The organism is Chryseobacterium koreense CCUG 49689, from assembly GCF_001045435.1.
Classification (GTDB): domain Bacteria; phylum Bacteroidota; class Bacteroidia; order Flavobacteriales; family Weeksellaceae; genus Kaistella; species Kaistella koreensis.
The window spans coordinates 1-14,991 of the sequence record NZ_LFNG01000029.1 but is presented as its reverse complement, the minus strand read 5'-3'; the positions used below and the strand labels follow the sequence as shown (position 1 = coordinate 14,991).

Here is a 14,991-nt window from a genome sequence, read left to right as displayed (position 1 = left end):
CCTCAACCTCAAAAAACCAACACCACCTCACTTGAAGCACCCTGAATCATTATTTGCATAATCGGAATAAACAACCTATTTTTAACGTGCGAGTTTTTAAAGTGCCCTTATTCCTACGGTTCTCCTTTTTCCGGGAGCTTCGTTGTGCTGCTAGGCATTTTTTTATAGCGATTTTGAGTGGCATTGGGCTGCACAAAACCTTACCCGTTCACAAAGTGAGGAGCGTTGGTGTTCTTTATATCCTGATGGGTATCGGGAAAATTATAGGTGAGAACATTTAGGTTCTTCTGGTTTTATGGGGGAAAGGTGGTAAATGTCGTTCTCATAAAATGTGTTGTGGGGTTATGGAACGATGATTTCGGGTGCTGAGAAGATCCCTGAAAAAGCAAGGAGCGGTTTCACACTTTCAATCCAAAGGGGTCCTAAACCCTCCAATAGATCAAATGCTCTATTGTTCCCATTGAAAGTTACGTGAGAACCGCCCACATGCCGTATGCAAAAGTAGAAAACTTTTTGACATGGAGCGATTTCACGATTCTCTCGCCGGTAGCTTAGGACTTCTTGGAACGAGAAAACATCGTTAATAATGGTGTAAACCAATATTATCAAATCGCTATGACAAATATAATAATATTTTTTAAATGTGGCAATATAACCACAGAATATTTTAAAGTATGGACAATAAATTTACAGAAGAATTCGAAATTTTAGGCGATTTAATCCGTAGAAAAAGAAAAAAAACGGGATTGACACAGCAAGCGTTGGCGGACAAAATACCAAAACTTGATCGCGCAAAGATTAGCGATATTGAAAACGGTAAAGAAGATTTTCATTTTTCAACATTACTTAAAATTTGTGAAGCACTAGATACAACGCTCGAAAAAATAATAAATAATGAAAAGGAAGATTAATTACGAGTAGTCTTTTACGGAAAACCCTAAGGTGATAAGGAATAGGGTGTGTATATTTACAAAAACATGTTATAGATATTCCCCCGCCAACAGAAATACTCAACCGTTAGGCCATATCTTATATGATTCCGAAACCGAGGTGAACATAATTTATCTTAACTCCAAATCGTTGTCCTAGGCAAAATATCTTGAAAGCCAATTAACTATTTTAGCAAAGTTGTTCAACTCTGACCACATTTAATAAATTATGACGCCATTTAATTCCGACAAAATAATAATGCACCAAATAAATGATGATCAATTAAGTTCATTTATAGTGGGTTTTGATTTAGACGAAAACGCTGAAAAAGTATACAGGTTGAAACCTTTTATAGAGAAGTTAACTGATGTCATTCACGAATTTGCTTTTGGTTTTCATGAAGGGACGGAAACGCTAAATACGGAATTGGTATCGAAAGTTGCAGAAGCAGCAAAATCGATCTACAAAATCGATGGCTTTCAAAAAGTTAAAGATATTTACGATAATGATGGAACATTATCAGATGATGTGACTGAAAAATATTTGCGACGAGGGGAATTTGGTGAATTAATATTGCATTTGCTTTTACGAGACTTCTATAAAACAACTCCTTTATTATCCAAGATATACTTTAAAGATTCACTTGGCCATACTGTTCATGGTTTCGATGCTGTCCATATTCAGGAAGACACTAAAACGCTTTGGCTTGGTGAGTCAAAACTATATCATAGTGGAAAAAGCGGCGTAAAGGCTTTAGTCGAAGATATAGCTGAACATTTTAAAAGCGATTATCTTAACTCGGAGTTCATGTTGATTTCAAAAAAGATCAAACACTTTAATAATATTCCCGAAAAAGATTATTGGAATAATTTGATGTCAAAAAGCTCTACTCTTTCTGATCAACTTGCATCTATTAATATTCCATTACTTTGCACATACGAATGCGAGTTGTTTTCCAAATATTCAGACGAAAAGTGTGAAGAATTTATTCAAGAATATACCTTAGAAATTAATGCGCTAAAGGATTACTTCGATTCGATAAATGTACATCCTCTCAAATCGCATCTGAACGTAATTCTAATCTTATTTCCAGTACAAAATAAAAAAGCTTTAGTTAAAGGACTTCACCATCGCCTCTCACTTTTGCAAGCTCTATCTTAATGAACTATGGAAGAACTAATTACAAGGATTACTTCAGCCCAAAGGTTTAATGTTGAAGAATCATTTGAAATATATAAGGCAATATCACAATACATTGTGAGCGACGATACGATTGCACAAAAGCTTGTTACAAATGTATTGGATAACAGAAACAAATTTGATCCGGCGTTAGATTTAATTCTCTCAGATCTTGTTGAAGCCGTGGGATTTTATCCATACATTAATAAAGAAAATCTTGTTTTAGAATCTACGAATTCGTTGATTAGGCTTGAATATCATCACTCCGGCAACCTTAATAAATTTCTTCATGAAGATCAGAAGTACTTATTAGGATTATTAAATACAGATAAAAATGTTGTTGTAAGCGCTCCAACTAGTTTTGGTAAAAGCCTGCTAATAGAGGAAATCGTTGCTTCCCACAAATTCAAAAATATTATTGTAATTCAGCCTACTCTCGCTCTTTTGGATGAAACCCGAAGAAAACTATTAAAATATCGTGATACTTATAAAATAATCGTTAGAACCTCACAGGAATCCTCAAATGAAAAAGGTAACATCTACCTTTTCACCGCCGAAAGGGTTAATGAATATAAAGATTTTCAACCCGTAGAATTCCTTATCATCGATGAGTTTTATAAACTTAGCGCTAAGCGTGATGACGAAAGAGCAGATTCGCTCAACAATGCATTTCGTCACATCATTAAAACTTTTGGAAGTAAGTTTTATTTACTAGGACCAAACATAGACGGTATATCAGAAGGTTTTACTGATAAATACAATGCGGTGTTTTATAAAAGCCGGACGACTTTAGTTGACACCAAAACAATAAATGTCTATAATGACCATAAAGAATACTTTGATAAACCGTTGAAATACAAAGAATATAAAGAAAACGTTCTATTTGATTTACTTCTAAGCAAACATGAAGAACAATCCATAATTTACTGTTCCTCACCATCTCGAGTACGCTATCTGTCGGCAAAATTCTGCAAATTTCTTATTGAAAAAAGTGAATCTTCCAATGAAGAGGAGCTTGATTTAATCGAATGGATAAAATTAAACATTTCACCTGAGTGGAGCTTAATTAATTTACTGCAAAACAAAGTGGGAATTCATGATGGCGCATTACAAAAACATATCACAACTTCGATAATAGATTATTTTAACACTTGTAAGCTTCATTATTTATTTTGCACCTCCACTATAATTGAGGGTGTAAATACGAGTGCAAAAAATATTGTATATTTTGATGCAACGAAAGGGGATCGCATACCAATCGACTATTTTGACTATTCAAACATAAAAGGTCGAGCGGGACGATTAATGATTCACTATTCTGGTACAATTTATAATTTCAATACAATTCCTCCTGTGGAGTTTACTATTGTAGATATTCCGTTTTATGAACAGAATCCAGTATCAAATGAAGTTCTAATTCATTTGGAAACTGAAGAAGTTAAAGAGGAGAATTTAGATCAATTTCAGCGAATTAATGAGATTCCAGGTCCTGAAAAAACTATTATCAAACAAAATGGCGTTCAAGTATTCGGACAAAAAAACATAATCGAAGCTCTTCGCAACGATTTACCGAGAAAATATCACCTAATTTCCTGGACTGGCTATCCAACAGGAGATCAACTTCATTATGTTTTAGAATTAGCGTGGAACAATCTTTTAAAACCTACCGAAACAGTCCGGCCAATGACCCTAAAGGCTCTTGTTACTGTTACTCAAATATATGGCTATAACCAAAATATCAGCAACCTCATAAACAATAGCTACTCTTATTTCAGAGGCCTTAAGCAGTATGAGAATCAGACGGATGCTGAAGTTATGGATGATGCAATCCGCCACGCCTTCCAGATCTTGAAGCACTGGCTTGAATACAAAGTTCCGAAATGGCTATCAGTAGTCAATTCTTTACAAGAGTTTGTCTGTAGTGAACTCGGCTTAAAAGCTGGGAATTACGGATATTTTTCTAATCTTATAGAAAACGATTTCTTAAGAGATAATCTGAGTATTTTGGCTGAATTTGGAATTCCGGGTTCGGCAATTAGAAAGTTAGAAAAATTGGTTCCCGCAGATTTACCTCAAGACAATGTTTTAGATTTTATTAAAGAAAATAACATTCAAAATAATAATGTTTTTATTTCTTACGAGCGGAAAAAACTAATTGAAAATTAAAACATAAAACTACAACTATGAAAGAACCAGACAGAATAAATCACATGCCAATTGATAATCTTAAATACTTTTTGAACTCTAAAATTTTGATGAATTATGGATTTGAAAATATTTTAATTTTTGTAAATCCTCAAAAAATTAATTTCAAGGAAATTGATAATTTGTCAAATTTTGAACAAAAGAAATATTCAGTAAATTTAGAAAGGATTATAGATGATGAAAAATTCACAGAATCAAAAGGTTTAGAAGGTTTCGTTGAAATTCAAGTAAAATTAGAAGATATTAATACAGTTAAAAAAATTTAAAATGGATCAATTTGCTTTGTCATATGAATATTTAATTAGAAGAGTTTATCAATGTGGACGTTATGGAGTCGCTGGTGCAAATGCAGATGAATACAGAAGACTTGAGCGAACCCATAATTATTTAAAAAATAACAAATCTAAAGTCAAATCTGAAGATATTTTCAAATATGGCTTTGAATGTGGTCAAATAACTGCATATATAAGAGGTGCAATTGAAAAATTTAGAAATGATTTTTTTCAAAATTTATCCAATGAAGAAAAGATAAAAATAGACGAAATTTTAGTCACACTAATTGATGGTAAATTAGATGTTATTCAAAAATCAATTACAGATGCTGAAAAAATAATGCTCGACCATAACCTTAAACCATAAAAAACTTCTGCTAATAACTAAGCTTTCGTTTTGCGCAACGGGCAAGAAATTAAAGGCTGATATAGTTCCCCCCAAAGTTTGGACAGTAAATCGTAAAAGTTAAGTTTGATTTTGTTTGTTTTGAGGGTAGCAGTTTTGCATATTTTCACGTAATAATCTTTCAAATGTAGAGGGGGGCTGGCTAATACCGTGTTCACGGCAAATCTCGTTCACCGTTTTTCCCTGGCTCTGTTCAGATAATATCTTTACAATCTGAACCTCTGTAAATTTGCTTTGTTTCATTCTTCCCAAATTCAAAGACTATATTTATATTCGTTTCGGTTTTTTGGGAAGAAAGCCGCCAAGAAATGGACCATGCCCATTCAAAACTGGGGTATTGTTTTAAACCAATTTATGCTTATTTTTGAAGAAAGGCTCAGATTATAAATCCAAGCCCTAACTTTTTAACTTACACACTTTGCGGGATAGTGTCTGAAAATCAAAAAAACCGTCCCAATTTGCTTATCGGGACGGCTACTTTCTTTTATTTATCTGCTACAAAGTTAAAAACTTTTCGTAATGGGACTGATTGATATAATTTAAAATCTTTTACGATATTTATAAATGTTACCTCTATTTCCGTCATTTTCACTTTTTAGGATTAAACTATCTTCTGAAACAGATATTACTTTGAATTTTAATATAATCTTATCATTTTCATATATTAACAGTTGTTTATCTGATTCATCCATTTCGTACTTATATGATAATCCTGAATCAAAATATTCTATTTCGTTTTTTGTAATTGTAAAATCTACATTTTCATTTTCATTAGTTGACCAAGAACCAATTATTTGATTTTTAAAAAGAGTTCCTTTAAAATTACAACTTAATAGTATAAAAAATGTAATATATACTATTGCTTTCAAGAAATGTATTTTCATCTTGGTTTTTTTTGAGGAATTTCTATGTGAATAGCAGGGTCATAAGTTGGTGTCCAAGGAGATAAAACTCTACTAACGCTTGGATTAGATTGGGCTGTAGAAGAAAAATTTTTCCCATTTTTTATTCCTCCATTTACAGGAGAAACATCTACAACATTCATTTGTTTTGGATCTACGCAGTGTTTTGAGACTTTACTCGGTCCAATTTCTTTCGCTGTCTCCACCATTGCTTTTCTGTCAGGATATTTATCTAGAACCTTATCTCCTGCAGATCCATACATTTTCTTTTGAGCAGCCATTCCTCTCGACTCAACCATTTCAGACATAACTCTTACCTGATCTTCTACACTTCTTGCTGTGCTATTTATTTGGATAGAAGATTCACCCGCTTTATTCATTGTATCCACTAAAACAGAAGTTGTATAATCAGATACGGCTGATTTATCTGCTCCTTGTCCATACTTAATATTTACTTCATTTGAAGGTAAGTTATTATTATCCCAAACTTCTTTAGCATAGCCTTTTTCAGTATTACCCTTGTATTCACCATTAATTATGATTCGATCATAATTATCATTGGTTTTAACTACAGTTAGTTGTTTGGTTTCAGTATTTATGTAAATATCATCCTCCCAATTTCCATCAGGATCAATTTTCATAATAGGGTTGTTACTAACATAACCAAAAGGTGTTCTGTCATATCCCTTTTCACTATAATTATCAATCACGCCCCACCTTCCGATGTCCGGCATATAGAACCTCGCGCCGTAGTCGTACATCCCGGTCTCCTGGAGCTCCTTCCCGTTGTACTTGTAGTTCTTATAAGTCGTTGACGGACTAAATTTGCCTGATTTAGAGGACGATAAAAAACTTAATCCAAATGGATAATAATCATTCGTGTCTTCAATCTTTATTTTACCCTCACTACTGTCATAACTATAGCTGACCCTAACATTCCCTAAATGGTCTCTGTACTGGTAAATATACTTTAAATTATCGAAATCGTAAAATCCTTCCGCAGTAGGGAAAAAACTTGGAGTGGCCGTTGCCTTCGGTGGAGGGTTTCCGGGTCCAACAAGCGGCTTTTCATCCAATTCAAAGACTTCCTGCTGTCCAGCCGTAACTGCTTCTATGGTGGCAGTATCATCTTGTGTTAATGCCGTAGCAATTTGCTGTGTATACCTACTGGTATAAACAAATCCATCCAAATAATCCGTGTTGAGTGTTTCCCCATTAATCTCAAACGTCTTGTTCACTTTCACCCCATCGGCTCTATATATAAAATTGGTTGGCTTATTATTCTGTACAATATTTTGCGGTAGATTCAAATGATTATAAACGATAGCTTGCGTGATTTTTTTATCAGGAAAAGTTAACATATTACCATTTGCATCGTAGGTAATGGGTTGCCCTGTCCCAGAATATCCTGACGGATTGTTGGTAACGGCATCCGCAATGCTCATCGCTTTGTTTCCAGTATAGGTATAGCTTAGATCATCAATTAATGTCCCTATCGTGGCACTTGCTAAAGTTTTTGCATATCGCTTTAAAGTCAGGATATTTCCGTTGGCATCATAACTTAGTTCTTCATTATTGAAGTAAGTATCGGTGGTACCGGTTGTTGCGATGGTTTTAAAATCTGCCTTTACAAGTCTGTTCAATTTATCATAAGAATAATCATATCGACTGGATGTGCTATTGTCAAAAGCCCACCAGTCAATCTGCGAAATATTACCGTTGTATCTCTTTAACGAAGGGTTAATAGGGTCTTCATAATAGATTTTATAAGAAAAAAGCTTTGTCTTGTCAATATTGTCGTTTAACAAGTTAATGCCTGTCATCCAACCGCGGATATTATAGCGGTAATCTATCGTTTGCAAAGTACCTCCCACTTTCTTTTCTATAAGTTGACCAATATCGTTGTAGGTATTTTCCGCAAGAACTTCCTGCGGGGTCATTCCTATCACTTCATGGTAGTGCTTCTTTAGAAGTTTTTGGTCTGTATACTCAAACTTTTCTTCTACTACAACCGGTATTTCACCGCTAAGTCTCTTGTTGTAGGTCTTGGTTTTCATTGCCAAACCCGTAAAATCCAACCTTGTATGCACGATGGTGCTTCCCCCTAAAAAATTAGTGCTGTGACTTCCTATTACCCGTCCTTTTTCATCATAAAAGCTATAGTTTTTTGTCCATCGGTCATCATTGATGTTTTTAACATAAGAGGCAGTAGGCAATGATTTTACAGAGATATTTTTTGCGTTGCTGGTCTCCAATAGAATGTCTTGTCCAAAAATTTTATCATCTGTAGGGAATGGCGTTTCTGAAGGATAGCTATCATAATAATTAACGGAGAGAAGGGAGGTAATTGATGTGGGATAGGCGTTATTGCCATAACTTATTGTGATCCCACTTTTTGTAAGTGTTCCTGCAATTTCATTATTGCTCCCTTCGGCATCGACCCGCCCTTGTTCTGTGATCCTTCCTAATCTATTATTACCAGTATAATCTTCTGTGTAGGTGTAAATTCCTGTATAGGCAACTCGTGAAAACTGATCATATTTAGTAAACAGCCACTGCTTTTTCTCTCTCATATTAGCATCTTGTGTCATCACTAATCGATCCTGCTTATCATAAACCATATACTCCCAATCTTTCCCCGGCAATTTCTTCTCTACGAGTCTACCATTGCCATCGTAGATATACTGATAACACAAGTCAGCCAAAGTATTGGGGGACACATTCCCAGCATTTACCGCTAAGGGGGGGATAACATAGGCGAGCTGATTGTAGTTATTATATACATAATAGGTATCCGCATAAACGTTGGTATCAGAGGGCACAACATTAGGTCCGTTCGAACTTACGAACTTTCTAATTAAGAGGGTTTGTCCTTTTCCATTTTTGTACTCTAAACTATTATTCCCATCTTCGTCTACAGTCCTGGTTCTATACAACGTACCCGCAGGATATTTGGTAGCGCTTAAGGTTATACCTGCAACAAGCGTTTGATAATCAAATGTTGCAATATATTGCTTTACCTCGTTGTAATTGGTTTCATAAAAAATTTCAGTTTTTTTGTCATTGCTTCGCCAAGTTGCTCCTGGCCCATACTGGGCTTCAAGTCTATCTAACGGTGAGTTTTCTAAAACCTTTTCTGAGTACGCATTTGCACCCAAATTTATTCCAGAATAATAGGTATTCGCAGTACTTTCATCAATAATTGACTCATGATATCCACCATTCTTGCTTTCGACAGGTACCGGTAGTATATCCAGTAACTGTCTTCCAAAACCATCATATTTCACAGGGGTTACCAGATCTTTTCCATTGACAGTCCCTTTTACAATGATACTCTGTTTGGGTCTTCCCAAACCGTCAAAATAAGTCACAGTTTCCGTGGCGGGTTTCACCATATCGGTGGAATCTAAAGGCTGTGAATTATACGTTTTAGAATACACATAATTTTCAGTAGAGGTGCGTTGTGCATTTAAACCAACACCAACAACCAGTCCCAGTAATAAAAGTATTTGTTTTTTCATCTTTTTAGTATTTATGGTTGTTTGTAATGGTATTGGTATTCTTTTAATAGATTGCCGTTCACATCTTTAACCTCTTTTAGACGGTTCGATGTATCGTAAGTGTAAATTTCCCTGATTCCACTTGGTGGCGTAATACTTCTAACACCAATTAAAGGATCATAAGTATAGGTGGTAATTTGGTAGTTAGGCAACGCAATCCTAAATGCATCTAAAGCATCAATCAATAACTGCTCCTTGGGATTAGCAACATCTGCATCATCTGCATCTTCATCAGATGCAGATATAATAGTATTAATTAAATTTAATGGTATTATACCATTTCTTAAGGGGGTATCATCAGGATAGGTAGCACCTTCAATCTTAGCGATAGGTTGGGTCATATGGTAACCCCAAACAATACATACAGGTATTCCTTCTTTAGTAGTATACTGCAATAAATTGCCTTTCAAATCATATTTATCATAGCTTACCTGTTTTTCCATCGCGTTGGTCTTCAAATTTTCGCTTTGTACCTCATAGGGCAAAGCAAGTCCAGATGTTTTGGCATCTGCTTGTGTTTGCGAGGTGGGATAGAGCGTCTCAGTATTGCTTATTGGTTTACTAGCATCAATCTCATACATCTTGGTTTGCAAAGGTATTCCAACCATATTCTTGCCTATCAAATAGGTATTCCCCTTTTCGTGAGCATATTGGTACTCTGTGGTTTGGGTGCTTAAATCGGGAAAGGTTGTTTTTTGACTAGTCATCTGATAATGCGAAGGATTGTTGAAAAAATACTCCGTCGTCGTTTGTACGGGGGTGCCATTTAAATACTCTGTCGTTTTTTGAGATTTTAAATAATGCCAATAAGAAATATTCTTATACTGCATAATATCTAGATTACTAAATATTGGTAAATTTACTGGAGTCCCCGCTGGCAAACCATAACATTTGTTAAGTGGATAATTTAGAGTTTCATATTCTGTACAAGTATGTGTAAGGCCTGTCATGCAATTTATAGCATAATTCTTTCTAACAGAGTAGGAATACATATTCTTAGTAAAATTGTCATTAGTAACATAATTTGAATAAATCTCTTTAATGGGTATTTTATTACTATCAAAAATTAATGAAGATTCTTCATTACCGTTATCCCATCCTACATTGTTCCATGGACTGCGTTGGACTTTATGATTCCCAAAAATTAATTCACCTTCCTTATCTCTATTTAATTTGAATTTTTTATGCTCACCGCCTTTTTCAAAATAATCTCCTCCATGACTAATTGTTACATCAGAATAATAACAATTTGAACTTCCACTATTAAACAAGGAGATAATACTGCTTGAGCTTATAGTAAGAAAAATATTCTCTTTAAATTTACATGGGACATCGCAGTAAGTCCATTCAATACTTTCATCATAATAGAGGGGCACCACACCTGCATCGCCGGAAGATACTGTATAATTTGCATCATTGGTGTAATAAAATCTTTTATAACTTGATGATACACCCTCCCTAGAAAAATCTTCAGAGGATTTTACCCTAACCCCTCCAGTTGGCATATTTTCGTTTGATACCACTGCATTTCCAGGCTTATAAAAAATTGTACAACTGCCCAAAGTGCAAGGTCGATAAGTTACTAATTCTATAGTATATTTTTTTCCTGCATATGCATCAATATAATATACTCCCTCATCTTCGAAAAATGCATTGGATTGTGCAGGTGTATACATTTGAAAATTAGTTGACCATATCCAAAGTGGTTGTAGTACCCCATCCTCATCATACACATTTAACTGACTTTGATTATTTCCTAAATTCTCTCTACAATCAGTATTAAATAAACTATGCCCAACTATTTTCACATATTGTCTATATGCAATATTTATATCTTTTAGATCTCGGTCACGTCGTTTATCATCAGTGGTGGTTACTTGTAATCTATGTTCAGTAGTTTGGGGGTACGTAATTTTTGTACCAAAATAATCATTCCCTTCATACTCGATCTTTGTAAAACCTTTGGTAGGATAAGTTATTTTATTTAGCATTCCTATTTGTGCAAAATTAGCATCAGGGTCCTTATTGGAACCAGGTATATTAAGATTTTCTAAGTCCGAAATCCCGAAATTATTTGGTAATAAATTCGTATTTTCAATATGTCCATTATAATATCCCCAATGATCTTGAGCTAAATTAAGTCTATTAGGAAACATTTCTTTATTAGCGTACTCAAATTCATAATTTTTATTTGGATCTTCAAAAAGAACTCTATTTAAAAAAGTACGGTTTTTGGTTGTTACGGTGTACTCAAATGTCGCCTTTTCAATCAAGTTACCATGCATATTTCTTTTCGATATTGATGCTATCTGAAAAAAATTATCTACATCTTGGTCAGGTTTATACAAAAAATTTATTTCACCATCTAAAATTTTATTACTATAAATTTTACTTATTATTTTTCCTTTAATCCTCATGTTTTGCTGTATAGTGTCGCTTACTATAGGATTTGCATTAAGTATTCCTTCACATCCTGTTTGAGGTGCAGGATATATAATTTTTACAGTCTGTGACTGTGTAGCATTATAATTTGGATTAACATCTTGATATTCAAAAAAGACTTGATTACCAGTATTGCTTATAATACTACTGAGGTACCAAGCTGTTGGTTGAAATTCACCAGGTGCCGACCAACCACCCCCTCGCATTCTAAAAGATGTTTTTTCTTCCGCATTAAAATGGTATTTCGTGCCATCTTTTGTCGTGATTGAAAATCCTTTACTATAATTTTCTCTTTCTATTACTAATTTATCTTGCGACAACAAAATTGGGACATTATTTTGATCAAATATAAATTTACCTGAATAACCATTAAAATTGAAAGAATAGATGTCCGCTTCCGTATCAGCTAAAATGTCCCCTGCATTATAATAAAAAGCATTAATAATTGAATTTGTAATATAACCTGGACTAAAATTTTCTGGTACAGGTACTGTTAATTGTAAATCATCATCAAGATCTCTAATTGTTTTTGTTATAACACCTCCAAAATTGAGATTCCAACCTATACCAACATTTCCTGAGATATCGTCCACCTTTATTCCATTTGAACCATAAAATAAATAGATTGGCACAGTTATATCCCCTGCCTTATATTCCATGATTGGTATTTGCATATTTAGCGCACCAGTAAATAATCCTACAGGGACATTTCCATAATTTCCTAGTGCATATGCTGTCGGAGAAGGCGGAATAATATTAGGAAAAGTAGAAGTGGGTTCTTGTTCTGGTGCATTTAGATTCTGTGCTTTAGAATTTACAAACAAGAGTAAAATTATAATCAGTAGTATTTTTCTCATCTTTTCACAATTTTAGTATTTGCACTTTTCTTATTGGTCTTTGCTGTCACAAGGTAGATACCCTGTGGAAGGGTAGCAGTAGTAATTTTTGTGACCTTTTGATGTGTTTTTTTCATTTGTATTTGTTTTCCTGACATATCGTATAAAGTAATTTCAGCTTCTTGCCCCTCTTCCAATTCAAAACCAATCTCTACATAACAATAATCATCAACCGGATTGGGGTATATTTTAATATCGCGTTTTTCTATAAGCTCATCAATCTGCGCATCACCAAGTTTTACAATTTTCCAATTTTCCTTCCCCAATTCCTCTGCAGAGGTTCCAGCCAAAAGAAAAGTACCATCATTTTGTAGCTTTGCACTCACCAATCGTTCCTGTTGTTTTTTAGATTTTCCTTCTACATATTTTCGCCATTGTTCCTTTCCTGTTTTATCGATATATAACATCCAGAATTTTTCATCATCGCTATTCTTTCGCTCCTCTACTTGGGTATACCCCCCTATTAAAAACCCCTTCGTTTCTGATACATGATCCCTGTTTGATTTGTTGATGACATCTACACTCATTAAAATATCCCTATTGCCAAAACTATAGTTCAGTTGATCTTGTTCAAGCCCATCCTTATCTAAGGTGATTAGCCATAAATCAGTTCCTTCCTTTTGTGGCGTTTTCTTATTGCCCGATGACGAAGATCGGCTTTCCCCTGCTACAACATATCCCGTATCTGTAAGGGCTAAAGTTCTTAAATGGTCATCCTCTGTGCCGCCCCACGTTTTTTCCCATTCTACTTTTCCATTTCTGTCCAATTTTACCAACCAATAGTCGCCATCTCCGTAATTTGTAGATTGTTTGGTGTAAAATTTTATAATGCCTTGATCTCCTGGGGTAGTTTCGTCTGAGGTAGCGATTTGTACCTCTTCAGATTTGATATCTGGTTTCTGCTTTCCAGTAAATATTCCACTTTGGGTATAGAGTCCTAATAAACAACCCCCATCTTTTGTGGCAATTACTTTTTCAATGGCATCATAGCGATCACCTCCTAAAACCAACTGATAAAGCAGTTTTCCCTTATCATTTAGTTTTGTTACCAACACATCCCCATCTCCAATACCGTTTTTATTCAAATTGGTGTTCCCAACAACGACAAATCCTAAATCCGATGTTTGTGTAATACTTTTTGCCTCTTCCTTATATTTCGTTCCTATGGTTTGTTGCCATTCTTCCTCTCCATTTTCATCAATCTTGATCACCCAAATATCCGAGCTTCCCTTAGATCTTTGCTTTTTGTCTAATGCTTGGTTAGAAAAGGAAGTGCCTGCCAATAAAAAACCTCCTTCGATAGTGGCGAAGGTAGCATTGAGATAATCTTGCCGATTTCCCGAAAAGTATTTCTCCCATACCTTATTTCCTTGCTGATTGAGTTTAATGAGGTGGTAATCATAGCCCTTATTGGCATCTAAACCACCAACTCCCGATAACCCGCCAGATTGTATAGAACTTCCCGAAAGTAGATACTGATTGTCTACCGTAATAGAAACCCCAGATAAAAAATCCTGGGTAGTGGTGGGTAGATCCTTCTGCCATAATACCTCCTGACCTTTGTAATAAAGCACGATGCAGAGAAAGAAAATACCAGTGTAAAGTTTTTTCATATTAGCAATTTTAGTTATTCCTAAATTAACATTTTTTAAGAACACATTAAGAATTTTTAATATTTTAACTATGCGCCACATAATATATTACTGCAACTATTGTAAAATAGGAGATTTCAAGAGATCACACTGATAATGTGATCTCTATTCTTAAATAATGTATCATGGTTTTAAGTTTAGATGTCTATCTCTGTCAAGTTTATCATTCAAAAAAAGTGTTAATTTTTTAAAGAAGCATAAACCCACGCAATAGTATAGAATACCCACATAATATGGTAAGTGGTCTACTTTTTTGACAATTTGTAAATATAGTTTTTTCAATTGAAATTTGCATCTGCCAACCGAAACGGAATCGGGCTCTGCTGGACAAATGAGCATAAAGCACAGCTTTATGGGAAGTTTGCGAGCGTAGCTCAAACCCGAGAGGGATAGGTTGGCCGACGAAATATAGTTTTCAAAGGCACTGCTTTTAGCGGTGCTTTTTTCTGAACTATATTTCAGAAGTCTATGCCTTAAAAAACCCTTATGCGGCTTCATATTCCGATGGGGTTTTAAAGTCCAGTGCTTCGTGTGGCCGTTCATGGTT

General features: G+C 34.7%; 9 protein-coding genes and 1 pseudogene. 5 read left to right on the top strand and 5 right to left on the bottom strand.

The features are described from left to right. The first annotated feature begins 674 nt into the window (after nucleotides 1–674). The 5 genes from ACM44_RS13855 to ACM44_RS13835 all read left to right on the top strand — a co-directional run bounded on the left by ACM44_RS13855 (nucleotide 675) and on the right by ACM44_RS13835 (nucleotide 4,953). A complete protein-coding gene (locus ACM44_RS13855; RefSeq protein WP_048500653.1) occupies nucleotides 675–911 on the top strand; it encodes a helix-turn-helix transcriptional regulator in 237 nt (78 codons plus the stop codon). A gap of 247 nt (nucleotides 912–1,158) precedes the next feature. After that, nucleotides 1,159–2,091 (top strand): HamA C-terminal domain-containing protein, encoded by a 933-nt coding sequence (locus tag ACM44_RS13850; RefSeq protein WP_048500652.1) that lies wholly within the window; start codon nucleotides 1,159–1,161, stop codon nucleotides 2,089–2,091. A 6-nt stretch (nucleotides 2,092–2,097) separates the two neighbouring features. Continuing rightward, nucleotides 2,098–4,275: a DEAD/DEAH box helicase gene (locus tag ACM44_RS13845; RefSeq protein ID WP_048500651.1), complete on the top strand. Its 2,178-nt coding sequence runs from the start codon at nucleotides 2,098–2,100 to the stop codon at nucleotides 4,273–4,275. Between the two features lie 17 nt (nucleotides 4,276–4,292). Further along, complete coding sequence (locus ACM44_RS13840; RefSeq protein WP_048500650.1) at nucleotides 4,293–4,580, top strand: hypothetical protein; 288 nt, start codon at nucleotides 4,293–4,295, stop codon at nucleotides 4,578–4,580. A gap of 1 nt (nucleotide 4,581) precedes the next feature. Next, the gene (locus tag ACM44_RS13835) at nucleotides 4,582–4,953 is read left to right on the top strand and encodes a hypothetical protein (protein ID WP_048500649.1); all 372 of its coding nucleotides are present in this window, start codon (nucleotides 4,582–4,584) and stop codon (nucleotides 4,951–4,953) included. Between the two features lie 180 nt (nucleotides 4,954–5,133). On the opposite strand, the pseudogene ACM44_RS15810 reads toward ACM44_RS13835, so the two are convergent. The 5 genes and pseudogenes from ACM44_RS15810 to ACM44_RS13810 all read right to left on the bottom strand — a co-directional run. Further along, a pseudogene (locus tag ACM44_RS15810) lies at nucleotides 5,134–5,235 on the bottom strand (transposase); the annotation flags it as partial. Between the two features lie 296 nt (nucleotides 5,236–5,531). Continuing rightward, nucleotides 5,532–5,876 (bottom strand): hypothetical protein, encoded by a 345-nt coding sequence (locus tag ACM44_RS13825; RefSeq protein ID WP_048500648.1) that lies wholly within the window; start codon nucleotides 5,874–5,876, stop codon nucleotides 5,532–5,534. Beyond that, a complete protein-coding gene (locus ACM44_RS13820) occupies nucleotides 5,873–9,415 on the bottom strand; it encodes a DUF6443 domain-containing protein (RefSeq protein ID WP_048500647.1) in 3,543 nt (1,180 codons plus the stop codon). The genes ACM44_RS13825 and ACM44_RS13820 overlap by 4 nt, the downstream gene beginning before the upstream one ends. 11 nt (nucleotides 9,416–9,426) lie before the next feature. After that, the gene (locus tag ACM44_RS13815) at nucleotides 9,427–12,753 is read right to left on the bottom strand and encodes a hypothetical protein (RefSeq protein ID WP_048500646.1); all 3,327 of its coding nucleotides are present in this window, start codon (nucleotides 12,751–12,753) and stop codon (nucleotides 9,427–9,429) included. Further along, the gene (locus ACM44_RS13810; RefSeq protein ID WP_048500654.1) at nucleotides 12,750–14,405 is read right to left on the bottom strand and encodes a T9SS type A sorting domain-containing protein; all 1,656 of its coding nucleotides are present in this window, start codon (nucleotides 14,403–14,405) and stop codon (nucleotides 12,750–12,752) included. The genes ACM44_RS13815 and ACM44_RS13810 overlap by 4 nt, the downstream gene beginning before the upstream one ends. Between the last annotated feature and the right edge of the window lie 586 nt (nucleotides 14,406–14,991).

Bases quoted from the DNA above. Each gene is read 5' to 3' on its own strand.
- ACM44_RS13825 (WP_048500648.1), bottom strand. From the start codon at position 5,876: ATGAAAATACATTTCTTGAAAGCAATAGTATATATTACATTTTTTATA.
- ACM44_RS13850 (WP_048500652.1), top strand. From the start codon at position 1,159: ATGACGCCATTTAATTCCGACAAAATAATAATGCACCAAATAAATGAT.
- ACM44_RS13820 (WP_048500647.1), bottom strand. From the start codon at position 9,415: ATGAAAAAACAAATACTTTTATTACTGGGACTGGTTGTTGGTGTTGGT.
- ACM44_RS13815 (WP_048500646.1), bottom strand. From the start codon at position 12,753: ATGAGAAAAATACTACTGATTATAATTTTACTCTTGTTTGTAAATTCT.
- ACM44_RS13840 (WP_048500650.1), top strand. From the start codon at position 4,293: ATGAAAGAACCAGACAGAATAAATCACATGCCAATTGATAATCTTAAA.
- ACM44_RS13855 (WP_048500653.1), top strand. From the start codon at position 675: ATGGACAATAAATTTACAGAAGAATTCGAAATTTTAGGCGATTTAATC.
- ACM44_RS13810 (WP_048500654.1), bottom strand. From the start codon at position 14,405: ATGAAAAAACTTTACACTGGTATTTTCTTTCTCTGCATCGTGCTTTAT.
- ACM44_RS13845 (WP_048500651.1), top strand. From the start codon at position 2,098: ATGGAAGAACTAATTACAAGGATTACTTCAGCCCAAAGGTTTAATGTT.
- ACM44_RS13835 (WP_048500649.1), top strand. From the start codon at position 4,582: ATGGATCAATTTGCTTTGTCATATGAATATTTAATTAGAAGAGTTTAT.